This is a genomic window from Gammaproteobacteria bacterium (assembly GCA_037388465.1).
Taxonomy (GTDB): Bacteria; Pseudomonadota; Gammaproteobacteria; order SpSt-1174; family SpSt-1174; genus JARRKE01.
In genome coordinates, this window is the sequence record JARRKE010000012.1 from 1 (window position 1) to 21,852 (window position 21,852).

A 21,852-nucleotide genomic window follows, 5' to 3' on the forward strand; every position below is an offset into this window, starting at 1 on the left:
ATGCGCGAAGACGGGTACGAGACCATCATGGTCAACTGCAACCCCGAGACCGTATCCACCGACTACGACACCTCGGACCGGCTGTACTTCGAGCCGCTCACCCTGGAGGACGTGCTCGAGGTCGTGCGGGTCGAAAAACCGACCGGCGTGATCGTGCAGTACGGCGGTCAGACTCCGCTCAAGCTGGCACGCGATCTGGAAAAGGCCGGCGTGCCGATCATCGGCACCACACCGGATTCCATCGATCTGGCGGAGGACCGCGAGCGCTTCCAGACTCTGATCAACAAGCTCGGCCTGAAGCAGCCGCCCAACCGCACCGCGCGCACCGAGGACCAGGCCATCCTGGCCGCCGAGGAGATCGGCTATCCGGTGGTGGTGCGTCCCTCCTACGTGCTCGGCGGGCGCGCGATGGAGATCGTCTACAACGTCGACGACCTGCGCCGCTACATGCACGAGGCGGTTCAGGTTTCCAACGACGCCCCGGTGCTGCTCGACCGGTTCCTGGACGACGCCGTCGAGGTCGATGTCGATGCGATATGCGACGGTGAGGCGGTCATGATCGGCGGTATCATGCAGCACATCGAACAGGCGGGCGTGCATTCGGGCGACTCGGCCTGCTCCCTGCCGCCGTATTCCCTCAGCGAACCGGTGCAGCAGGAACTCGGCGAACAGATGCGCAAGCTCGCCAAGGGGCTGGGCGTGGTGGGGCTGATGAACACCCAGTTCGCCATTCAGGGTGAGGACATCTACGTGCTGGAGGTTAATCCACGCGCCTCACGCACGGTGCCGTTCGTCTCCAAGAGCGTCGGCATTCCGCTGGCCAAGGTCGCGGCCCGCTGCATGGTCGGCAAGACGCTTGCCGAACAGGCAATTTCCGAACCGCATCCCCGTGACTATTATTCGGTCAAGGAGGCGGTATTCCCGTTTATCAAGTTCCCGGGCGTCGATCCTTTGCTCGGTCCGGAAATGAAGTCCACGGGCGAGGTGATGGGCGTCGGCCGGGAGTTCGCCGAGGCCTATGCCAAGTCCCAGGTCGCGGCCGGGGTCAAACTGCCCAGCAGCGGCCGCGCGTTCATCAGCGTGCGCGACGTCGACAAATCCGGCATCGTCGAGGTGGTGCGCATACTGGAAGATCTCGGTTTCGACATCGTCGCGACGCGGGGGACCGCCGCGGTTCTGGAGGCCGGCGGCGTGACCTGCCAGAGTGTCAACAAGGTGACCGAAGGCCGTCCCCATATCGTGGATATGATCAAGAACGACGAGATCGATCTCATCATCAATACGACGGAAGGCAAACAGGCGATTGCGGATTCGTTCACCATCCGCAGAGAGGCCGTACAGCACTCGGTCGCCTATACCACGACGCTTGCGGGCGCGAGCGCCATGGCCCAGGCGATTCGTTTCCTTGAATCGGAAAACGTGTATCGCCTGCAGGACCTGCATCAGGAGGTGCTTGGATGAACAAGGTGCCATTGACTGTCCGCGGTGCGGAAAAACTGAAGGCGGAGCTGCACAAACTGAAGACCGTCGATCGTCCGCGCGTGATCGAGGCCATCGCCGAGGCGCGTGCGCACGGCGACCTGAAGGAAAATGCCGAATACCACGCTGCGCGTGAACAGCAGGGCTTCATCGAAGGCCGCATCAAGGAGATCGAAGCCAAGCTGTCCAACGCCCAGATCATCGACGTCACCACCATGAACCCCAACGGCAAGGTCATCTTCGGAGCGACCGTGCTGCTTGCGGACGAAGAGGGCGGAAACGAGGTGACCTACCAGATCGTGGGCGAGGACGAGGCGGACATCAAGGCCGGCCTGATTTCGATTACCTCCCCGATCGCCCGTGCGCTGATCGGCAAGGAGGAAGGCGATGTGGCCACCGTCGTCGCCCCCGGCGGTGAAAGGAACTACGAGATCGTCGAGGTGCGCTACGTCTAAAGCCTGTTAAAAGGGGCGTTATTGAAGCCGTTCAAGGGAACTGCACCACCGGTTTCTCGGGATTGCGGCGGAAGAACAGCCCCATGTTGCCGACCCGCTGGATGAGCTCGGCGCCGGTGGATGCCGCGATTTCCTGTAGCAGGGCGTCGCGCACCTTGCGGTCGCCCACGCTCACCTTCACCTTGATCAGTTCATGATGCGCCAGCGCCTGTTCGAGTTCCTGCCGTACGCTGTCCTTGAGTCCCTGTCCGGCGACCATGACCACGGGCCGAAGGTCGTGGCCGAGGGTGCGCAGGTGCTTACGGCGCTTTTCATCCAGTTTCATCGATTCGGATTCCCCATAAACAGTGTGTGAAAGTGCTTGTCCCCGAGGGGGCGCACATTATTGATCATGGCTAGGAGTAAGAGTAGTCGCCGTTGGCTTGACGAACACTTCAAAGACGAGTTCGTCAAACGCGCGCAGCGTGAAGGGCTTCGCTCGCGTGCGGCCTTCAAACTCGAGGAGATCCAGGCACGGGATCATCTGATCCGGCCGGGCATGACGGTGGTGGACCTCGGCGCCGCGCCGGGCGGCTGGAGTCAGCTGGCGGCGCGCTGGGTGGGGCGCAACGGCACCGTCATTGCCACCGACATCCTGCCCATGGATTCGTTGCCGGGCGTCGAGTTCGTGCAGGGGGATTTCCGTGAACAGGCGGTGCTGGACCGCCTCCTGGCCGTGATCGGCGACGGCAAGGCGGACCTTGTAATCTCGGACATGGCCCCCAATATGAGTGGGATGGAGGCGGTGGATCAGCCGCGGGCCATGTATCTGGCCGAATTGGCGGTGGAGATGGCGCGTGAGGTACTCAAGCCCGGTGGCGGTCTGCTGCTCAAGCTTTTTCAGGGCGAGGGTTCGGAGGCGCTGCTGGCCGAGATCCGGCGGTTGTTCGAGCAGGTGAAGATCCGCAAACCCAAGGCTTCCAGGCCGCGGTCGCGCGAGGTCTACGTCCTAGCGCAGGGTTTGAAAGTATTGTAACGTGGCCACTATACGTGTGCTGTATGGCGCCTGACAAAGAGGCGACGAGAGGTAGCTGTGAACGATTTGGCAAAAAACCTTATTCTCTGGGCGGTCATCGCCATCGTGCTGATGACTGTCTTCAACAACTTCAGCCCGCAACATTCGTCGCCTCAGGGAATGTCATATTCGACGTTCATCAGCGATGTCCGTAACGGCAACGTCAAGAGCGTCTACATCGAAGGCAACAGCATCGACGGCGTGACGGTCAACGGCGAGAAGTTCACCACCTACAGCCCCAACGATCCCGGGCTGATCGGTGATCTGCTCAAGAACAACGTGACCATCCACGCGGCGCCGCCCAAGAAACGTTCCATCTTCTGGGATCTGGTCATCAGCTGGTTCCCCTTCATCCTCATCATCGGCCTGTGGATCTACATCATGCGCCAGATGCAGGGCGGCGGAGGCGGCCGGGGCGCCATGTCCTTCGGCAAGAGCCGCGCCCGGATGATGAGCGAGGACCAGGTCAAGGTGAACTTCACCGACGTGGCCGGCTGCGACGAAGCCAAGGACGAAGTGGCCGAATTGGTCGAATTCCTGCGTGATCCAGGCAAGTTCCAGAAACTTGGCGGCAAGATCCCGCGCGGTGTTCTCATGGTGGGCTCCCCCGGTACCGGTAAGACCCTGCTCGCCAAGGCCATTGCGGGTGAGGCCAAGGTGCCGTTCTTCAGCATTTCCGGTTCCGACTTCGTCGAGATGTTTGTCGGCGTCGGCGCCTCGCGCGTGCGCGACATGTTCGAGACCGCGAAGAAACACGCTCCCTGCATCATCTTCATCGACGAGATCGATGCGGTGGGCCGTCAGCGCGGCGCCGGTCTCGGTGGCGGGCATGACGAGCGCGAGCAGACCCTGAACCAGCTGCTGGTCGAGATGGACGGCTTCGAAGGTTCCGAGGGCATTATCGTGATCGCCGCGACCAACCGTCCGGACGTGCTCGACCCCGCGCTGCTGCGCCCCGGCCGCTTCGACCGGCAGGTGGTCGTGCCGCTGCCCGACGTGCGCGGCCGCGAGCAGATCCTCAAGGTGCACATGCGCAAGGTCCCGATCGGCGACAATGTGCGTCCCGACCTGATCGCGCGCGGCACCCCCGGCTTTTCGGGGGCCGATCTGGCCAACCTGGTCAACGAGGCCGCCCTGTTCGCGGCACGCGCCAACAAGCGCACCGTGACCATGGAGGATTTCGAGCGCGCCAAGGACAAGATCATGATGGGCGCCGAGCGCAAGTCCATGGTGATGAGCGAAGAGGAAAAGAAGCTCACCGCCTATCACGAGGCGGGCCACGCCATCGTCGGCCGCCTGGTGCCCGATCACGATCCGGTCTACAAGGTCAGCATCATCCCGCGCGGACGCGCCTTGGGCGTGACCATGTTCCTGCCTGAGGACGACCGTTACAGCCACAGCAAGCAGCGCCTGGAAAGCCAGGTCTCCTCGCTGTTCGGCGGGCGTATCGCCGAGGTGCTGATCTTCGGTCCCGACAAGGTCACTACCGGGGCCTCGAACGACATCGAACGCGCCACCGACATCGCCCGCAACATGGTGACCCGCTGGGGCCTGTCAGATCGCCTGGGCCCGCTGGCCTACAGCGAAGACGAGGGCGAGGTGTTTCTCGGCCGCTCCGTGACCCAGCACAAGCACATGTCGGATGAAACCGCTCACGCGATCGACGAGGAGATCCGCCACGTGATCGACCGCAACTACCAGCGGGCGGAGAAAATCCTCACGGATAACATGGAAAAGCTTCATACCATGGCGCAGGCCCTGATGAAGTACGAGACCATCGATTCCGATCAGATCGACGACATCATGGCCGGCAAGCAGCCGCGTCCGCCGGCCGACTGGCATGATGATGATTCATCCAGCCAGGGCGGCAATCCGGTGATCGGCAGCGGCGACGTCAAGCCGGGCGATAAGCCGATCGGCGGACCGGCCAGCCAGCACTGAGCGGTTGTCGGCTTCAACCGGGCGCGGGCCTTAATGGCCCGCGCCCTTTTTGTTTGCGACGGGTAAAATCCGGTTCCGGCGTATGATTCCCGACCGTTTTCGAAGAGGTGCCCCGTTCCGTGACTGCGCTTGTCTGTGCCCATCGAACGATTCCGCTTGATCGCCCCCTGGTGATGGGGATTCTGAACGTGACGCCCGATTCCTTCTCGGACGGCGGACGTTACCTCGATCCGGATGCCGCCCTGGCCCAGGCCCGCCGCCTGGTCGAGGAGGGGGCGGATATGCTGGATGTGGGCGGTGAATCCACCCGGCCCGGTGCCGCGGCCGTGGACGCGGCAAGCGAGGTGCAACGGGTGATACCCGTCGTTCAGGCGCTGCGCGAGGCGTTTGATGTGCCCATCTCCGTCGATACCAGCAAGCCGGAAGTGATGCGCGAGGCCGTGGCTGCGGGGGCGGACCTGATCAACGATGTGCGCGCCCTGCGCGAGCCGGGGGCCCTGGAAGCGGCGCTCGCCAGCGGGGCGGCCGTCTGTCTCATGCACATGCTCGGTGAACCCCGCACCATGCAGCAGGCGCCGCACTACGGCGACGTGGTGGGCGAAGTCCGGGATTTTCTGGCCGTTCAGATGCAGGCCTGCCTGGATGCCGGCCTGCCGACCGAGCGCCTGCTGGTCGATCCGGGGTTCGGATTCGGCAAGACCCTGGCGCATAATCTCTCCCTTTTGAAACACCTGGATCGCCTGGGCGACCTGGGAGCGCCGTTGCTGGTCGGCATGTCCCGCAAGACCATGATCGGCCAGATCCTGGACCTCCCGGTGGAGGAACGGCAGACCGGCAGTATCGCCGCGGCGCTGTTCGCGGCGGAAAAAGGGGCGGCCATTCTGCGCGTGCACGATGTGAGGCCCACCGTCGAGGCATTGCAGGTCCTGCAGGCCGTCCAGGCAGCGGAGTAATACATGAGTAGACGCTATTTCGGAACCGACGGGGTCAGAGGACGCACCGGCAGGGCGCCGATGACGGCGGATTTCGTGCTCAAGCTGGGTTGGGCCGCGGGCAGGGTATTGTCCGCGGACGGCCATCCTCTGGCCGTGATCGGCAAGGACACGCGGATTTCCGGCTATATGTTCGAGTCGGCCCTGCAGGCGGGGCTGTCCGCCGCGGGCGTCGACGTGCGCCTGCTGGGGCCCATGCCCACCCCGGCCGTGGCCTATCTGACCCGCACGCTGCGCGCCTCGGTGGGTATCGTGATCAGCGCCTCGCACAACCCTTATTACGACAACGGCATCAAGTTCTTCTCCGCCGCGGGGACCAAGCTCCCGGACGACGTGGAGCGCTCCATCGAAGCGGAAATGGCGCAGCCGATGGAAACCGTCGATTCGGCCGAACTCGGCAAGGCGGAGCGCGTGGTCGATGCCGCAGGCCGTTATATCGAGTACTGCAAGGCCAGTCTTCCCTCCGGGACCGTCCTGCACGGACTGCGCATCGTGGTCGATTGCGCACACGGCGCCACCTACCACGTGGCACCGGACGTGTTCGAGGAGCTGGGCGCCGAAGTGCTGCGCATGGGCGACGAGCCCAACGGTCTGAACATCAACGACGGGTGCGGGGCCACCGCGCCTCAGGCGTTGTGTGACGCCGTATTGCGCCATCAGGCCGATCTGGGCATCGCCCTGGACGGCGACGGCGACCGGCTGATCATGGTCGATCACCGGGGCGAGGTGGTGGACGGTGACGAACTCCTGGGCATTATCGCCCGCCATCGCCATGCCGAGGGGACGCTGGAGGGCGGGGTGGTCGGCACCCAGATGACCAATCTCGGCCTGGAGCAGCTGCTCGGGCGGCTCGGTATTCCGTTTTGCCGCGCCGCCGTGGGGGACCGCTACGTCATGGAGTTGCTGCAGGCGGAGGGCTGGCGCCTGGGTGGGGAGTCTTCGGGGCACATCATCTGCCTGGATCGTACTACCACCGGCGACGGGGTCATTTCGGCGCTCCTGGTGTTACAGGCTATCCTGGCCAGTGAGCAGAGCCTGCACTCCCTCAAGAAGGCCATGCATAAATATCCGCAAACCCTCGTCAACGTACCCGTCGAGCAGACCGTCGATCTCGAGGGTTCGCCCCTGATCCGCCAGGCCGTGGCCGACGTGGAACGCAGCCTGAACGGCAGCGGCCGCGTCCTGTTGCGCGCTTCGGGAACGGAACCCCTGGTTCGCGTCATGGTGGAAGGCGATGACACCGAGGCGGTCAAGGGGTACGCCCGCCAGATTGCCGAGGCTGTTCAGGCTTCGGCCAGCGGTGTCTGAGGCGGAAATTGCAAATTGATTTATCTGAAACCGGGCTGTAAGCTTGCGCGCTTTGTTTCACAACGAGGCAGGTAAGGCATGCGTCAATCTCTGGTTGCCGGAAACTGGAAACTGAATGGCTCGAAAACGAGTATCAGCACCCTCATCGAGGGAATCCTGTCCGGAATGCCAGAGGTCGGTGACGCAGGTGTAGCGGTCTGCCCGCCTTTTGTTTACCTGCCCATGGTCCAGGACATGCTGGCGGACAGCCCGGTCGGTCTTGGTGCCCAGGATCTCTGTGCCGAGGACGGCGGCGCCTTCACCGGCGAGGTTTCCGGACCGATGCTCAAGGAGTTCGGTTCCACATATGCGATTGTGGGGCATTCCGAGCGCCGCAGCCTGTACGGGGAAGATGACCACCTCGTGGCGCGCAAGTTCCTCGCGGCACAGCGTAACGGCCTCACGCCGATTCTCTGCGTTGGTGAACTGCTGGAAGAGCGTGAAGTCGGAAAAACTGAGGAGGTCGTGGGACGCCAGCTGGATGCGGTGCTGGAAGCCGCCGGTGCGGAGGCCTTCCGCGATGCGGTGATCGCCTACGAACCGGTATGGGCGATCGGTACCGGCAAGACCGCGACGCCTGAGCAGGCTCAGGAGGTTCACGCCTTTATCCGGGGCCGTATCGCCGCGCTGGATGCCGCGGTGGCCGAGAATATCTGCATCCAGTACGGCGGCAGCGTGAAGGCGGCGAACGCTGCCGAGTTGTTTGCCATGCCTGATATCGATGGCGGCCTGATCGGTGGCGCGTCGCTGCAGGCCGACGAATTCCTCGCGATCTGCAAGGCCGCGAGTTAAATACGGATATCTTTTATGTTGCTTTACAGCATATTGATTGTGGTTCAGGTGGTCGTCGCTGCGGCGCTGATCGTGCTCGTGCTTTTGCAGCACGGCAAGGGCGCCGATGCCGGCGCAGCCTTCGGAAGCGGGGCTTCTGGCACGGTGTTCGGCTCGCAGGGTTCGGCGAATTTCCTGAGCCGTGCGACGGCTGTTCTGGCGGCCGTATTCTTTATTAACAGTCTTGTACTGACTTATATCGCCGGACACGCCTCGCAGCCCAGCGACAGCAGCGTGGTGGTCAAAGAGGCCGCGCAGCAGTCCGACAAGAAACAGCCTGTGGGTGCCGAGCAGAAGAAGCAGGCGCCCGCCAAACCGGCGCCGACAGCGCCGGGCGATGTGCCTCAGTAAGGTACAGCATGAAATCGCCGACGTGGTGGAATTGGTAGACACGCTATCTTGAGGGGGTAGTGGCGAAAGCCGTGACGGTTCGACTCCGTCCGTCGGCACCATACTTATCCGGAACCAGGTAGGTATCCGGTCAAGACGGCATGTCCGTCTGATGAATATAAGGGAAAGGGCCTATTCAAGTCCGGCCGGCTTGCCGGCGGAGACTCGGGTAGAGCGATAAGAATCTGACTGTGGCTATACGCTGCAATTCGCGTCCTGCAGTTTGGGCGCGGGGAGTAACAGAGAATGCTGCAAGGTTATCTGCCAATCCTGGTATTTGTCGCCATTGGTCTAATCGCCGGCATTGCCATTTTGACGCTGGGTTCCATTCTGGGGCCGCGCCGACCCGACGCCGCCAAGGACTCTCCTTACGAATGCGGCTTCGAGGCCTTCGAGGATTCGCGCATGAAGTTCGACGTGCGTTATTACCTCGTCGCCATTCTGTTTATCATCTTTGATCTCGAGATCGCCTTTCTGTTCCCCTGGGCCGTCGTGCTCGACAAGATCGGTTTGTTCGGTCTGCTCGCCATGGCCATGTTCCTCGGCATCCTCGTGATTGGCTTTATCTACGAATGGAAGAAGGGGGCGCTGGAATGGGAATAGAAGGCAAATTCGACAAGGGGTTCGTCACCACCACGGCCGATAAGCTCATTAATTGGGCGCGTACCGGCTCGATGTGGCCCATGACGTTCGGGCTTGCCTGTTGCGCGGTCGAGATGATGCACGCCGGCGCCGCCCGTTATGACCTCGACCGTTTCGGGATCATGTTCCGGCCCAGCCCCCGCCAGTCCGATGTGATGATCGTGGCCGGCACCCTGGTCAACAAGATGGCGCCCGCGCTGCGCAAGGTTTACGACCAGATGGCCGAGCCCCGCTGGGTGATCTCCATGGGTTCTTGTGCGAACGGCGGCGGTTACTACCACTATTCCTATGCGGTGGTGCGCGGCTGCGACCGTATTGTCCCGGTGGACGTCTACGTCCCGGGTTGTCCCCCGACGGCGGAGGCTCTGCTTTACGGCATTCTGCAATTGCAGAACAAGATCCGTCGTACCAACACCATCGCCCGTTGAGGCAGTGAGGGCTGAAGATGTCGGATCTGCAATCCTTTGCCGCGCAGCTTGAAAAACACTTTGGCGATCGTATCAGCGGTGCGACGCTGGCCGTGGGCGAAGTCACGCTGACAGTGCCCGCGCAGAATCTGCACGAGGTCGCAACCGCGCTGCGCGACGAGTTCGCCTTTGAGATTCTGATCGATGTCGCCGGTGTCGATTATTTCACCTACGGTGTGACGGAATGGTCCACCGACGGCGCCACCAGCGAGGGTTTCTCGCGCGGGGTCGAAAAGGCCACGTTCGGGCGTTTCACTTTTCAAGATGCGCCGCCGCTCGGCAAGCACGAAGGGCCGCGTTTCGCGGCCGTCTATCATCTGTTGTCGCTGGCCGAAAACCGCCGGCTCCGGCTCAAGGTCTTTTGTCCGGACGACGAGATGCCAATGGTGGATTCCGTCGTCGACGTTTGGAGCAGCGCCAACTGGTACGAGCGCGAGGCGTTCGATCTGTACGGCATTGTTTTCAACGGCCACCCGGACCTGCGTCGACTGCTGACCGACTACGGCTTCGTCGGTCATCCGTTCCGCAAGGACTTCCCGTTGGTCGGTCATGTCGAGATGCGCTACGACCCCGAACAGCAGCGCGTGGTGTACCAGCCTGTCTCCATCGAGCCGCGCGTTCTCGTTCCCAAGGTGATCCGACACGATCATCGCTACCTCCATCCCGAAACGGAGGAGGGCAAGTCCAATGCCTGAGATTCGTAACTACACCCTGAATTTCGGACCGCAGCATCCGTCCGCGCACGGCGTGTTGCGTCTGGTGCTGGAGTTGGATGGCGAGGTTATCCAGCGCGCCGACCCGCACATCGGCCTGTTGCACCGGGGCACCGAAAAGCTTGCCGAGAGCAAGCCGTACAACCAGAGCATCGGCTATATGGACCGGCTCGACTACGTGTCCATGATGAGCAACGAACACGGCTACGTGCTTGCCATCGAAAAGCTGCTCGGAATCGAGGCGCCGATCCGGGCGCAGTACATCCGCGTCATGTTCGACGAGATCACCCGAATCCTGAACCACCTGTTGTGGCTCGGTGCGCATGCGCTCGATATCGGCGCCATGACCGTCTTCCTGTACGCATTCCGTGAACGCGAAGACCTGATGGACTGCTACGAAGCGGTTTCCGGTGCGCGTCTGCATGCCACCTATTACCGCCCGGGCGGGGTATATCGCGACCTGCCCAACGTCATGCCGAAATATCAGGCCTCGCGCTGGCGTTCCGAGCGGGAAGTGCAAAAGCTCAACGAGGAACGCAGCGGCAGCATGCTCGATTTCATCGAGGCCTTCACCGAACGCTTCCCTGGCTGCGTGGACGACTACGAAACGCTGTTGACCGATAATCGCATCTGGAAACAACGCACCGTAGGCATCGGTGTCGTCAGCCCCGAGCGGGCCATGCAGCTCGGCTTCACCGGTCCCATGCTGCGCGGTTCGGGTGTCGAGTGGGACCTGCGCAAGAAGCAGCCCTATGAAGTCTATCCCGCCATGGATTTCGATATCCCGGTGGGCGTCAACGGCGACTGCTACGACCGTTATCTGGTGCGTATCGAAGAAATGCGCCAGTCCAATCGCATCATCAAGCAGTGTGTCGAATGGCTGCGCAATCATCCCGGCCCGGTGATGCTGGACGATCATAAGGTTTCCCCGCCGCCGCGCGAGGAAATGAAGGCGGACATGGAATCGCTGATTCACCACTTCAAGCTCTTCACCGAAGGCTATTGTCTGCCCGAGGGCGAGGCCTATGCGGCCGTGGAGCATCCGAAGGGCGAATTCGGTGTGTATCTCGTTTCCGACGGTGCCAACAAGCCTTACCGCCTCAAGGTCCGCGCGCCCGGTTTCGCACATCTGTCCGCCCTGGACGAGATGTCGCGCGGGCACATGCTGGCCGATGTGGTTGCCATCATCGGCACCCAGGACATCGTATTCGGGGAGGTCGACCGCTGATGACCGAACTCAAGCACAAGCGCGATCTGCTGACCGCCCACGAGCGCGAAGAGATCGATCACTGGTTGAAAAAATACCCGGAAGACCGGAAGCAGTCCGCGTTGCTGGCCGCCCTGCGCGCCGTGATGCATGAGGACGGTTACCTGTCCACCGAAAAGATGGACGCGGTGGCGGATTATCTCGGCCTGCCCGAGATCGCGGTCTACGAGGTCGGCAGCTTCTATTCCATGTACGAACTGGAGCCGGTCGGCCGCCACACGATCTCCGTGTGCACCAACGTGTCGTGCATGCTCTGCGGCGCCGACAACGTCGTCGAACATATCGAGAACAAGCTGGGCATCAAGACCGGAGAAAGCACGCCGGACGGGAAGTTCTATCTCAAGCAGGAAGAGGAGTGCCTGGCCGCCTGCTGTGGTGCGCCCATGATGCAGGTGGATCACGTGTATTACGAAAATCTCACGCCCGAAAAGATCGATCAGATCCTGGACGGCTTGGAGTAAGCGATGGTCAATCAGGTCTGCTTCACAACGCTGCAATTCGCGGACGAGCCTTACAGCTACGAGAACTATCTCAAGCTTGGGGGCTACGAGGCGTGGAAGAAGATTCTGCGCGAAAAGATTCCGCCCGAGGACGTCATCGACGAGATCAAGAAGTCCAACCTGCGCGGCCGTGGCGGCGCTGGTTTCCCGACCGGTCTCAAGTGGAGCTTCATGCCCCGCAATACCGAGGGACAGAAATACATCGTCTGCAACTCCGACGAATCCGAGCCCGGCACCTGCAAGGACCGCGACATTCTGCGTTTCAATCCCCACGCGCTGGTCGAGGGCATGGCAATCGCCGGCTACGCCATCGGCGCGACCGTCGGTTACAACTACATGCGCGGCGAGTTCATGGACGAGCCTTTCATCCGCTTCGAGCAGGCCCTCAAGGAGGCCTACGCCCAGGGGCTGCTCGGCAGGAACATCCTGGGTTCGGGGGTCGACTTCGATCTGCACGGCAGCCTCGGTGCCGGGGCGTATATCTGCGGCGAGGAGACTGCGTTGCTCGAGTCCCTGGAAGGCAAGAAGGGACAGCCGCGTTTCAAACCGCCGTTCCCGGCCAACTTCGGGCTGTACGGTCGACCCACCACGATCAACAACACCGAGTCGCTGTCCTCCATCCCGGCGATCATGCGCAAGGGCGGCAAGTGGTTCGCAGATCTCGGCGTGGAAAACTCCGGCGGCGAGAAGCTGTTCTCGGTGTCGGGGCATGTCGCCAGACCCGGCAACTATGAGGTGCCCCTGGGCATGCCTTTCGCCGACCTGCTCGAGATGGCCGGCGGGATTCGCCACGGCCGCAAGCTCAAGGCGGTCATTCCCGGCGGTTCGTCCGTGCCCGTGGTGCCCGGCGACATCATGCTCAAAACCAACATGGACTACGACTCCATCACCAAGGCGGGCTCCATGCTGGGTTCCGGTGCGGTCATCGTCATGGACGAGACCGCCGACATGGTGAAGGTGCTGCAACGGGTCTCGCGCTTTTATTTCTCCGAATCCTGCGGACAGTGCACCCCCTGCCGGGAAGGCACGGGCTGGCTGTACCGCATGCTGACCCGCATTGTGGAAGGCCGCGGCCGTCCCGAGGACCTGGAACGCCTCGACGACGTCGCCAGCAAGATCGAGGGGCGCACCATCTGCGCCCTGGGCGATGCCGCGGCGATGCCGGTGCGCAGCTTCATCAAGCATTACCGGCACGAATTCGAGTACTACATCCAGCATGGACGCAGCATGGTCGCAGGCACCAGTGCTGCTGCAGCCTGAATACGGCGGATACATCACCGATGAGCGAAGATCTGGTCAATATTGAGGTCAACGGCATTCCCCTCAAGGCACGCAAGGGGTCGATGCTGATTGAAGCCACCGACAATGCGGGCATCAAGGTGCCGCGTTTTTGTTATCACGAGAAACTGTCGGTGGCGGCCAATTGCCGCATGTGTCTGGTTGAGGTTGAAAAGGCCCCGAAGCCGCTGCCGGCCTGCGCCACGCCGGTGTCCGAGGGCATGAAGGTGTTTACCCAGTCTCCGAAGGCGCTTGGCGCCCAGAAGGGAACCATGGAATTCCTGCTCATCAATCATCCGCTGGATTGCCCGATCTGCGACCAGGGCGGTGAGTGCGAGCTGCAGGACGTGGCCATGGGCTATGGCGAGGATATTTCGCGCTATACCGAAAACAAGCGTGTGGTCAAAGACAAGGACATCGGTCCGTTGATCGAGACCGAGATGACCCGTTGCATCCATTGCACGCGTTGCGTGCGTTTCGGCGAGGAGGTCGCCGGTTTGCGCGAACTGGGTGCCACCGGGCGCGGAGAGTTCATGAAGATCGGCACTTACGTCGAAAAAAGCGTCAGCTCCGAGATGTCGGGCAACGTGATCGACCTGTGCCCGGTCGGTGCGCTGACCGCCAAGCCTTCGCGTTTCCGCGCGCGCGCCTGGGAGGTTATCCAGCATGCCAGCATCGCGCCGCACGACAGCGTCGGCTCCAATCTGTATCTGCATACCCTGCGCGGCGAAGTGATCCGCGCCGTACCGCGCGATAACGAAGGCATCAACGAATGCTGGATCTCCGACCGCGATCGCTTCAGCTACGAAGCGCTGTCCCATACTGATCGCGTCACCCGCCCGCTGGTCAAGACCAATGGCCAGTGGCAGGAAACGGACTGGGAATCGGCGCTGGAAACCGCCGCCGAGCGCCTGCGTTCGTTCCCGGCCGATGACATCGGCGCGTTGCTTTCAGCGTCCGCCACGCTGGAAGAACAGTACCTGGCGCAGAAACTGATGCGTGGGCTGGGCGTGACGGCCATCGACCACCGCCTGCGGGAGAACGATTTCTCGGATCAGGCTCAGCGCCCGCTGTTCCCCTGGCTGGGAATGGCGCTGCAGGACCTCGATGCGCTGGATGCCGTGCTGCTGGTCGGTGCGGACGTGCGCAAGGACCACCCGATTATCGGTCACCGTCTGCGCAAGGCCGCCCTGAAGGGCGCCGCGATGATGGCGATCAACCCGCGCGATTTCGCGTTCCGTTTCGACCTCGCCGCCGAGCGCATCGTCGATCCGCTGGCAATGATCCGTTCGTTGGCCGGTGTGGCCAAGGTCCTGGGTGCCAAGCAGCCGACCGCCCTGTTGGATTCGGCCACCGTCGGCGAGGCGGAACAGGCTATGGCCGATCGCCTGAAGGCGGGCGGCAAGGCGGCGGTGTTCCTGGGCACCATCGCGGCGCAGCATCCGGCTGCCGCAGCGCTGCGTGCACTGGTGGCCGCCATCGCCGAACAATCCGGCGCCAGTTTCGGTTATCTGCCCGAGGCCGCCAACACGGCCGGCGCCTGGCTGGCCGGTGCGGTTCCGCATCGCCTGCCTGGCGGTGGGATGTTGGCACAGGGCGGGCTTCACGCCCAGGCCATGCTGGCGCAGCCGCGCAAGGCCTACCTGTTGCTGGGCGTGGAGCCGGAGTCCGATTCGGCCGATCCGGCGCAGGCTGCCGAGGCGATGGCTGCCGCGGAATTCGTGCTCGCGATCACGCCGTTTGCCGGTGAAGAATTGCGCCGCCATGCGGATATGATCCTGCCCGTCGCCACCTTTGCGGAAACCTCCGGCACCTTCGTCAACCTGGAGGGGCGTTGGCAGAGCTTCAACGGCGCCACCACGCCGCCGGGTGAGGCACGTCCCGGCTGGAAGGTGCTGCGTGTGCTGGGCAATCTGCTCGGTCTCGGCGGGTTCGACCAGACCAGTACCGAACAGGTGCGCGACGAACTCAAGGCCCGCTTCGCCGAAGACCTCGTGTTCGACAACGCCCTGGAGCTCGGTAAATCGTATGCGCTGCCCGAGATCAGCGGCAGCGGCCTGATGAGGATTTCCGGTGTCGGTATCTATGCACAGGACATGCTGGTGAGACGCTCCAGCCCACTGCAGCAGACCGTCGACGGGCGGAAAGATGGCGTCTGGATCAATCCTGCCGAAGCGGATCGTCAGGGACTGGGCGATGCCGGCCGGGTCAACGTGCGGCAGGGTGGGGCAGAGGCCGAACTGGAACTGCATCTGGACGAGTCGATACCGGATGGTTGTGCGTGGATCCCCATGGCGACCGAGGCGGGGCGTCAGCTGGGCGCCAGCTTCGGTCTTATCGAATTGAGCAGGGCTTGAGGTAGACACGATGGAAACCGTGAACAGCTTCGGATCGCAACTGGTAGCCCTGTGGGGCGAGGTCCCGCTCGCGCTCCAGATCCTGCTCGAGATCGTGGCGATCATTGCGCCCCTGCTGCTGGTCGTCGCCTATCTGACCTTCGCCGAACGCAAGATCATCGGTTATATCCAGGTGCGTATCGGACCCAACCGGGTGGGTCCGCGCGGCTGGTTGCAGCCGATCGCCGACGCGGTCAAGCTGCTGTTCAAGGAGATCATTCTTCCAACTAACGCGAACCGATTCCTGTTTTACATGGCGCCGGTTCTCGCCTTCGGCACGGCGCTGGCCGCCTGGGCGGTCATCCCGTTCGATGCGCATCTGGTGCTGGCGAACGTCAACGCGGGGTTGCTGTATCTGCTGGCGATCACCTCGCTGGGCGTCTACGGCGTCATCATCGCCGGCTGGGCGTCGAATTCGAAATACGCCTTGCTGGGCGCCATGCGTTCGGCGGCCCAGATCGTCGCATACGAAATCGCCATGGGCTTCGCGCTGGTCGGCGTGTTGATGGCCGCGGGCAGCCTGAATCTGGGAGACATCGTGCGCGCCCAGCAGGGCAGCGTGTATCACTGGTTCCTGTTGCCGCTGTTGCCGTTGTTCCTGGTCTATCTGATTTCCGGGGTGGCCGAGACCAACCGCGCGCCGTTCGATGTCGCGGAAGGGGAGTCCGAGATCGTGGCCGGTTTTCATGTCGAATATTCCGGTATGGCGTTTGCGATCTTCTTCCTGGCGGAATACGCCAACATCATTCTTATCTCGGCCTTGACGGTGGTGATGTTCCTGGGCGGCTGGCTGTCGCCTTTCGAGGGCATTCTGCCGGCGGCTGCCTTCAAGGTGCCGGTCATCGGTGCCTTGCTGGGACCGGGCGTCCACTGGTTCATCGTCAAGACATTCTTCTTCATGTTCCTGTTCCTGTGGTTCCGCGCCACGTTCCCCCGTTATCGCTATGACCAGATCATGCGGTTGGGATGGAAGGTGCTGATCCCGGTAACGATCGTCTGGCTGGTGGTCGAGGGGCTGGCCGTGGCTTTCCATATCGGCCCCTGGTTCGCCTGAGGAGTATCGAGACATGAATGCAGTTCGCAACTTCTTCAAGAGCTTCATGCTGCTGGAGCTGCTGCGCGGTATGGCGTTGACCGGCCGGCATTTGTTCACGAACAAGATCACGGTGCAGTACCCGGAAGAGAAAACGCCGCAATCGTCGCGTTTCCGCGGTCTGCACGCGCTGCGCCGCTACCCCAACGGCGAGGAGCGCTGTATTGCCTGCAAGCTGTGTGAAGCGGTATGCCCGGCGCTGGCCATTACCATCGACTCCGAAGAGCGCGCGGATGGCACCCGTCGCACCACGCGTTATGACATTGACCTGTTCAAGTGCATTTACTGCGGCTTCTGTGAGGAGGCCTGCCCGGTCGATTCCATCGTCGAAACGCGAATTTTCGAATACCACTTCGAGAACCGGGGCGAGCAGATCATGACCAAGGACAAGCTGCTGGCCATCGGCGACAAATACGAACAGCAGCTCGCGGCAGATCGTGCCGCCGATGCCGCCTACCGATAAACCGGACCGACGGACTGCCTCTGCGATGAGTTTCCAAGAAATCGTTTTCTACTTCTTCTCGGCGATCATGGTGTTCTCCGCCCTGCGGATGATCACCGTGCGCAATCCCGTCCATGCCGCGTTGTTTCTGGTGCTGACCTTCTTCACGGCGGCCGCCCTGTGGCTGCTGATGGAGGCCGAATTCCTCGGCGTCGTGCTGGTGCTGGTCTACGTCGGCGCGGTAATGGTGCTGTTCCTGTTCGTGGTGATGATGCTCGACATCAATATAAGCCGGATGCGCGAAGGTTTTATTCGCTTCCTGCCGGTCGGTGTGCTGGTGGCGGCGCTGATGGTGGCCGAAATGGTCGCCGTCGTCGGCGCGAAGTATTTCGACGTGGCCGCGCCGGCGCCGGGTGCGGCGGATTACAGCAATACGCAGGCGCTGGGCGGCGTGTTGTACACCGATTACGTTTATCCCTTCGAGATCGCAGCGGTGATTCTCCTGGTCGCAATCATCGCCGCGATCGCGTTGACCCTCCGCCGCCGACCCGAGACCAAGTACCAGAATCCGGGCGAGCAGGTGCGCATTTCACGCAAGGACCGGGTACGCCTGGTCCGCATGAAGTCCGAAAAGAAATCCTGACCCGGACCCCAAACAACGACAAGATCGATACGGCAATGATTCCACTTTCTCATTACCTCATTCTCGGCGCGATTCTGTTCTCGCTCAGTGTGGCCGGCATCTTCCTGAACCGGAAGAACGTCATCATTCTGTTGATGTCGATCGAACTGATGCTGCTGGCGGTGAATATCAACTTCATCGCCTTTTCCCATTACAGCGGCGACCTTGCGGGACAGGTGTTCGTGTTCTTCATTCTGACCGTTGCAGCTGCGGAGGCCGCCATCGGTCTGGCCATTCTGGTCGTGTTGTTCCGCAATCGTCAGACGATCAACGTTCAGGACCTGGACGAACTGCAGGGGTAAGGGGGCATGGAGAACATCTATCTCGCGATACCGCTGGCCTCACTGGTCGGTTCCATCATCGCCGGCCTGTTCGGCCGCAAGATCGGCCGCGCCGGTGCGCATACCGTGACCATCCTCGGTGTGGGAATCTCGTTCCTGCTTTCGGCCTACGTCTTCTACGATCAGGTGTTCGGTGGCGGCCAGACCTATAACGCATCTGTTTATACCTGGATGGTGAGCGATGGCATCCGTTTCGAGGTCGGGTTCCTGATCGACCACCTCACCGCACTGATGATGGTGGTGGTTACCTTCGTTTCGCTGCTGGTGCACCTCTACACCATCGGCTACATGGGGCATGACGAGGAACTGTGGCCCGAGACCAGCAAGCCGCGCGAGACCACCTACCAGCGCTTCTTCAGCTACATCTCCCTGTTCACGTTCTCCATGCTCATGCTGGTGATGTCGAACAACTTCATGCAGCTGTTCTTCGGCTGGGAAGCGGTGGGCCTGGTTTCCTACCTGCTGATCGGTTTTTACGTGAACCGCGAATCGGCCATTTTCGCCAACCTCAAGGCCTTCCTGGTCAACCGTGTGGGCGATTTCGGCTTCCTGCTCGGTATCGCCTGTGTGCTGCTCTATATGAACAGCCTCGATTACGCCACCGTCTTCGAGCGCGCACCGGGCGTGGCCGCGCAAACCATTACCATCATCCCCGGCCACGAATGGCCGGTGATGACCGTGATCGGCATTCTGCTGTTTATCGGCGCCATGGGTAAGTCGGCGCAGGTGCCGCTGCATGTCTGGCTTCCGGATTCCATGGAAGGCCCGACCCCGATTTCCGCGCTGATCCATGCCGCGACCATGGTGACCGCCGGCATCTTCATGGTGGCACGCATGTCGCCACTGTATGAACTCAGCACCACCGCGCTGGGCTTCATCCTGGTCATCGGTTCGATCACCGCCTTTTTCATGGGGCTGGTCGGCATCGTGCAGAACGACATCAAGCGGGTCATCGCCTATTCGACCCTGTCCCAGCTGGGCTATATGGCCACCGCGCTGGGTGCCTCCGCTTATGCGGCGGGTATCTTCCACCTGATGACCCATGCCTTCTTCAAGGCCCTGCTGTTCCTGGCCGCGGGTTCGGTCATCATGGCGATGCACCACGAGCAGGACATCCGCAAGATGGGCGGGCTGAAGAAGTACATGCCGATCACCTACTGGACGACGCTGATCGGTTCGCTGGCCCTGGCCGGCATTCCGCCGTTCGCCGGTTTCTTCTCCAAGGACGCGATTATCGAGGCGGTGCATGAATCGCATACCCCGGGTGCCGGGTTCGCCTACTGGATGGTTCTGCTCGGCGTATTCGTCACCGCGCTGTATACCTTCCGCCTGTTCTTTCTCGTGTTCCACGGTGAGGAACGTATGGATGCCCATACCCGTGAACACCTGCACGAGTCGCCGTGGGTGGTGACCGTGCCGCTGGTGGCGCTGGCCATTCCCTCCGTGGTCGCCGGTTACTTCATCGGGCCGATCCTGTTCGGCGGCTACTTCGGCAATGCCATCCACGTCAGCGAGGCGCACAACGTGCTCGGCGAGATCGGTGCCGAATACCACGGTATTTTCGGTTTCATTCTGCACGGTGTGCTCGGCGTGCCGTTCTTCCTCGCGCTGGCCGGTATCTTCACGGCCTGGTTCGTTTACATGCGCCGCCCGGAACTGGCGGATATGGCCATGAAGCGCTTCAACTGGCTGTACCGGCTGCTGGACAACAAATATTACGCGGACGAGTTCAATCAGTTCGTTTTTGCCGGCGGCGCCCGCGGTCTCGGCCGGCTGTTGTGGCGGATCGGCGATGTCTTCGTGATCGACGGGCTGGTCGTGAACGGTACTGCACGCACGGTCGGCTGGCTGGCCGCCCGCGTCCGCCACGTTCAGACCGGCTTCCTGTATCACTATGCGTTCTCGATGATCATCGGTCTGCTGCTGTTGCTCAGCTGGTTCGTCATCCTGCATTGAGCCGCTGACGATTATTCCGATAAGAAACCCAGATTAAGCGTTAAGGAACACTCATGTTTGCCAACTGGCCCTTATTGAGTCTTGTGATATGGACGCCGATCATCGGCGGCTTCATAGTCCTGGCGGCAGGTGATAAGGCGCCGGACGGCGCACGCCGGCTCGCGCTCGGCGTCGCCGTGCTGACTTTCCTGTTCAGCATCCCTTTGTATACGGCGTTTGATTCGTCGACGTATCACATGCAGTTCCAGGAGATGCTGCCCTGGATCAGCAGCTTCAACATCAACTATCACCTCGGGGTCGACGGTATCTCGATGCCGCTGATTCTGCTGACCACCTTCACCACCGTGATCGTGGTAATCGCGGGCTGGGAGGTGATTAAGTATCGCGTGGCGCAATACATGGCCGCCTTCCTGATCATGGAAGGGCTGATGAACGGCGTGTTCGCCTCGCTGGACGCGATCCTGTTCTACATCTTCTTCGAGGGCATGCTGATTCCGATGTTCCTGGTGATCGGCATATGGGGCGGGCCGCGGCGCGTATACGCGACGCTCAAGTTCTTCCTGTACACATTCCTGGGCTCGGTATTCATGCTGGTCTCGCTGATCTACATGTATACCCAGTCCGGTAGCTTCGGCATCCTGCAGTTCTATAACCTGAACCTGGGGCTTACGGCGCAGATCCTGATCTTTATCTCGTTTCTGCTGGCGTTTGCGGTCAAGGTGCCCATGTGGCCGGTCCATACCTGGCTGCCGGACGCCCACGTCGAAGCGCCCACCGGCGGTTCCGTGATCCTGGCTGCCATCATGCTCAAGATCGGCGGCTATGGGTTCCTGCGATTCAGTCTGCCGATCACGCCGCACGCCAGTGCCGAACTCGCCTGGCTGATCGCCCTGATGTCGCTGGTGGCGGTGGTCTACATCGGCTTCGTGGCCCTGGTTCAGCAGGACATGAAAAAACTGATCGCGTATTCCTCGATCGCCCATATGGGCTTCGTCACCCTGGGTTTCTTCCTGCTGTTCTTTATCTACGAGCACAGTAGCGGGGGATTGAGCGGCGCCGCGATGGGAATCGAAGGCGGCATGGTGCAGATGATCTCGCACGGTTTCGTCTCCGGCGCGATGTTCCTCGGGGTCGGCGTGCTGTACGATCGTCTGCATTCGCGCGAGATTTCCGACTACGGCGGCGTCATGAACACCATGCCCAAGTTCGCCGGCTTTTTCGTGCTGTTCGCCATGGCCAACGCCGGCCTGCCGGGCACGTCCGGCTTCGTCGGCGAGTTCATGGTGATCCTGGCCAGTTTCAAGGCCAATTTCTGGTTTGCCTTCCTGGCGGGCACCACCCTGATTATCGGGGCGGCCTATACCCTGTGGATGGTCAAGCGCGTGATTTTCGGCGAGGTCACCAGCGACGGGGTGGCCACGCTGTCGGACATCAATCGCCGCGAATTCTTCATGCTAAGCCTGCTGGCACTGGTGATACTGGCACTGGGTGTCTGGCCCGCGCCGCTGCTGGATGTGATGCATGTGTCGGTCAATCACCTGATCCAGCACGTGACGCACCAACTGGCACAGTCGACTCTTTAAGGA

The 21,852-nt window shown here is 61.8% G+C and carries 22 protein-coding genes and 1 tRNA gene; 22 read left to right on the top strand and 1 reads right to left on the bottom strand.

Annotated features, from left to right (window positions below; genetic code table 11):
• Both carB and greA read left to right on the top strand, forming a co-directional pair.
• Nucleotides 1–1,461: carbamoyl-phosphate synthase large subunit (gene carB / locus P8Y64_03830; protein MEJ2059602.1), on the top strand; the 1,461-nt coding region annotated here is incomplete at its 5' end.
• Nucleotides 1,458–1,934, top strand: coding sequence for a transcription elongation factor GreA (gene greA, locus P8Y64_03835; GenBank protein ID MEJ2059603.1), 477 nt, complete (start codon nucleotides 1,458–1,460; stop codon nucleotides 1,932–1,934). The genes carB and greA, both read left to right, overlap by 4 nt.
• A gap of 31 nt (nucleotides 1,935–1,965) precedes the next feature.
• Here greA and P8Y64_03840 read toward each other — a convergent pair whose 3' ends face one another.
• On the bottom strand, nucleotides 1,966–2,259 hold the full coding sequence (locus tag P8Y64_03840) for a YhbY family RNA-binding protein (protein MEJ2059604.1): 294 nt from the start codon (nucleotides 2,257–2,259) through the stop codon (nucleotides 1,966–1,968).
• Between the two features lie 66 nt (nucleotides 2,260–2,325).
• On the opposite strand from P8Y64_03840, the gene rlmE reads away from it, so the two are divergent.
• The 20 genes from rlmE (at nucleotide 2,326) to P8Y64_03940 (ending at nucleotide 21,849) form a co-directional block, all read left to right on the top strand.
• Complete coding sequence (rlmE, locus tag P8Y64_03845; protein ID MEJ2059605.1) at nucleotides 2,326–2,949, top strand: 23S rRNA (uridine(2552)-2'-O)-methyltransferase RlmE; 624 nt, start codon at nucleotides 2,326–2,328, stop codon at nucleotides 2,947–2,949.
• A gap of 57 nt (nucleotides 2,950–3,006) precedes the next feature.
• Entirely contained in the window at nucleotides 3,007–4,929 is a 1,923-nt protein-coding gene (gene ftsH, locus P8Y64_03850; GenBank protein MEJ2059606.1) for an ATP-dependent zinc metalloprotease FtsH, read from the top strand.
• A gap of 173 nt (nucleotides 4,930–5,102) precedes the next feature.
• On the top strand, nucleotides 5,103–5,882 hold the full coding sequence (folP, locus tag P8Y64_03855) for a dihydropteroate synthase (protein MEJ2059607.1): 780 nt from the start codon (nucleotides 5,103–5,105) through the stop codon (nucleotides 5,880–5,882).
• Between the two features lie 3 nt (nucleotides 5,883–5,885).
• Nucleotides 5,886–7,229 carry a phosphoglucosamine mutase gene (glmM, locus tag P8Y64_03860; protein MEJ2059608.1) on the top strand — a complete coding sequence of 448 codons (1,344 nt, stop codon included), beginning with the start codon at nucleotides 5,886–5,888 and terminating at the stop codon, nucleotides 7,227–7,229.
• Nucleotides 7,230–7,307: 78 nt separating this feature from the next.
• The gene (gene tpiA / locus P8Y64_03865) at nucleotides 7,308–8,060 is read left to right on the top strand and encodes a triose-phosphate isomerase (protein ID MEJ2059609.1); all 753 of its coding nucleotides are present in this window, start codon (nucleotides 7,308–7,310) and stop codon (nucleotides 8,058–8,060) included.
• A gap of 18 nt (nucleotides 8,061–8,078) precedes the next feature.
• Complete coding sequence (secG, locus tag P8Y64_03870) at nucleotides 8,079–8,450, top strand: preprotein translocase subunit SecG (GenBank protein MEJ2059610.1); 372 nt, start codon at nucleotides 8,079–8,081, stop codon at nucleotides 8,448–8,450.
• Nucleotides 8,451–8,466: 16 nt separating this feature from the next.
• Nucleotides 8,467–8,551, top strand: a tRNA-Leu gene (locus P8Y64_03875).
• Between the two features lie 184 nt (nucleotides 8,552–8,735).
• Nucleotides 8,736–9,092 (top strand): NADH-quinone oxidoreductase subunit A, encoded by a 357-nt coding sequence (locus tag P8Y64_03880; GenBank protein ID MEJ2059611.1) that lies wholly within the window; start codon nucleotides 8,736–8,738, stop codon nucleotides 9,090–9,092.
• Nucleotides 9,083–9,559 carry an NADH-quinone oxidoreductase subunit B gene (locus tag P8Y64_03885; GenBank protein ID MEJ2059612.1) on the top strand — a complete coding sequence of 159 codons (477 nt, stop codon included), beginning with the start codon at nucleotides 9,083–9,085 and terminating at the stop codon, nucleotides 9,557–9,559. The genes P8Y64_03880 and P8Y64_03885 overlap by 10 nt, the downstream gene beginning before the upstream one ends.
• Before the next feature lie 17 nt (nucleotides 9,560–9,576).
• Nucleotides 9,577–10,293: an NADH-quinone oxidoreductase subunit C gene (locus P8Y64_03890; protein MEJ2059613.1), complete on the top strand. Its 717-nt coding sequence runs from the start codon at nucleotides 9,577–9,579 to the stop codon at nucleotides 10,291–10,293.
• A complete protein-coding gene (locus tag P8Y64_03895; GenBank protein MEJ2059614.1) occupies nucleotides 10,286–11,539 on the top strand; it encodes an NADH-quinone oxidoreductase subunit D in 1,254 nt (417 codons plus the stop codon). Before P8Y64_03890 ends, P8Y64_03895 begins: the two co-directional genes overlap by 8 nt.
• Nucleotides 11,539–12,039: an NAD(P)H-dependent oxidoreductase subunit E gene (locus P8Y64_03900; GenBank protein MEJ2059615.1), complete on the top strand. Its 501-nt coding sequence runs from the start codon at nucleotides 11,539–11,541 to the stop codon at nucleotides 12,037–12,039. The genes P8Y64_03895 and P8Y64_03900 overlap by 1 nt, the downstream gene beginning before the upstream one ends.
• A 3-nt stretch (nucleotides 12,040–12,042) precedes the next feature.
• Nucleotides 12,043–13,338 carry an NADH-quinone oxidoreductase subunit NuoF gene (gene nuoF, locus P8Y64_03905; GenBank protein MEJ2059616.1) on the top strand — a complete coding sequence of 432 codons (1,296 nt, stop codon included), beginning with the start codon at nucleotides 12,043–12,045 and terminating at the stop codon, nucleotides 13,336–13,338.
• A 20-nt stretch (nucleotides 13,339–13,358) separates the two neighbouring features.
• Complete coding sequence (gene nuoG / locus P8Y64_03910) at nucleotides 13,359–15,713, top strand: NADH-quinone oxidoreductase subunit NuoG (protein MEJ2059617.1); 2,355 nt, start codon at nucleotides 13,359–13,361, stop codon at nucleotides 15,711–15,713.
• Between the two features lie 40 nt (nucleotides 15,714–15,753).
• A complete protein-coding gene (nuoH, locus tag P8Y64_03915; protein ID MEJ2059618.1) occupies nucleotides 15,754–16,806 on the top strand; it encodes an NADH-quinone oxidoreductase subunit NuoH in 1,053 nt (350 codons plus the stop codon).
• A 13-nt stretch (nucleotides 16,807–16,819) separates the two neighbouring features.
• Nucleotides 16,820–17,308 carry an NADH-quinone oxidoreductase subunit NuoI gene (gene nuoI, locus P8Y64_03920; protein MEJ2059619.1) on the top strand — a complete coding sequence of 163 codons (489 nt, stop codon included), beginning with the start codon at nucleotides 16,820–16,822 and terminating at the stop codon, nucleotides 17,306–17,308.
• A gap of 25 nt (nucleotides 17,309–17,333) precedes the next feature.
• Nucleotides 17,334–17,930, top strand: a complete 597-nt coding sequence (locus tag P8Y64_03925; protein MEJ2059620.1) for an NADH-quinone oxidoreductase subunit J — start codon at nucleotides 17,334–17,336, stop codon at nucleotides 17,928–17,930.
• Nucleotides 17,931–17,965: 35 nt separating this feature from the next.
• A complete protein-coding gene (gene nuoK, locus P8Y64_03930) occupies nucleotides 17,966–18,271 on the top strand; it encodes an NADH-quinone oxidoreductase subunit NuoK (GenBank protein MEJ2059621.1) in 306 nt (101 codons plus the stop codon).
• 6 nt (nucleotides 18,272–18,277) lie between these two features.
• Entirely contained in the window at nucleotides 18,278–20,266 is a 1,989-nt protein-coding gene (nuoL, locus tag P8Y64_03935) for an NADH-quinone oxidoreductase subunit L (protein MEJ2059622.1), read from the top strand.
• 53 nt (nucleotides 20,267–20,319) lie between these two features.
• Nucleotides 20,320–21,849 carry an NADH-quinone oxidoreductase subunit M gene (locus tag P8Y64_03940; protein MEJ2059623.1) on the top strand — a complete coding sequence of 510 codons (1,530 nt, stop codon included), beginning with the start codon at nucleotides 20,320–20,322 and terminating at the stop codon, nucleotides 21,847–21,849.
• Nucleotides 21,850–21,852: the final 3 nt, after the last annotated feature.

Excerpts from the sequence above, each read along its gene's own strand:
- greA (MEJ2059603.1), top strand. The coding sequence starts at position 1,458 with ATGAACAAGGTGCCATTGACTGTCCGCGGTGCGGAAAAACTGAAGGCG.
- P8Y64_03840 (MEJ2059604.1), bottom strand. The coding sequence starts at position 2,259 with ATGAAACTGGATGAAAAGCGCCGTAAGCACCTGCGCACCCTCGGCCAC.
- rlmE (MEJ2059605.1), top strand. The coding sequence starts at position 2,326 with ATGGCTAGGAGTAAGAGTAGTCGCCGTTGGCTTGACGAACACTTCAAA.
- folP (MEJ2059607.1), top strand. The coding sequence starts at position 5,103 with ATGGGGATTCTGAACGTGACGCCCGATTCCTTCTCGGACGGCGGACGT.
- glmM (MEJ2059608.1), top strand. The coding sequence starts at position 5,886 with ATGAGTAGACGCTATTTCGGAACCGACGGGGTCAGAGGACGCACCGGC.
- tpiA (MEJ2059609.1), top strand. The coding sequence starts at position 7,308 with ATGCGTCAATCTCTGGTTGCCGGAAACTGGAAACTGAATGGCTCGAAA.
- P8Y64_03880 (MEJ2059611.1), top strand. The coding sequence starts at position 8,736 with ATGCTGCAAGGTTATCTGCCAATCCTGGTATTTGTCGCCATTGGTCTA.
- P8Y64_03885 (MEJ2059612.1), top strand. The coding sequence starts at position 9,083 with ATGGGAATAGAAGGCAAATTCGACAAGGGGTTCGTCACCACCACGGCC.
- P8Y64_03890 (MEJ2059613.1), top strand. The coding sequence starts at position 9,577 with ATGTCGGATCTGCAATCCTTTGCCGCGCAGCTTGAAAAACACTTTGGC.
- P8Y64_03895 (MEJ2059614.1), top strand. The coding sequence starts at position 10,286 with ATGCCTGAGATTCGTAACTACACCCTGAATTTCGGACCGCAGCATCCG.
- P8Y64_03900 (MEJ2059615.1), top strand. The coding sequence starts at position 11,539 with ATGACCGAACTCAAGCACAAGCGCGATCTGCTGACCGCCCACGAGCGC.
- nuoF (MEJ2059616.1), top strand. The coding sequence starts at position 12,043 with ATGGTCAATCAGGTCTGCTTCACAACGCTGCAATTCGCGGACGAGCCT.
- nuoG (MEJ2059617.1), top strand. The coding sequence starts at position 13,359 with ATGAGCGAAGATCTGGTCAATATTGAGGTCAACGGCATTCCCCTCAAG.
- nuoI (MEJ2059619.1), top strand. The coding sequence starts at position 16,820 with ATGAATGCAGTTCGCAACTTCTTCAAGAGCTTCATGCTGCTGGAGCTG.
- P8Y64_03925 (MEJ2059620.1), top strand. The coding sequence starts at position 17,334 with ATGAGTTTCCAAGAAATCGTTTTCTACTTCTTCTCGGCGATCATGGTG.
- nuoK (MEJ2059621.1), top strand. The coding sequence starts at position 17,966 with ATGATTCCACTTTCTCATTACCTCATTCTCGGCGCGATTCTGTTCTCG.
- nuoL (MEJ2059622.1), top strand. The coding sequence starts at position 18,278 with ATGGAGAACATCTATCTCGCGATACCGCTGGCCTCACTGGTCGGTTCC.
- P8Y64_03940 (MEJ2059623.1), top strand. The coding sequence starts at position 20,320 with ATGTTTGCCAACTGGCCCTTATTGAGTCTTGTGATATGGACGCCGATC.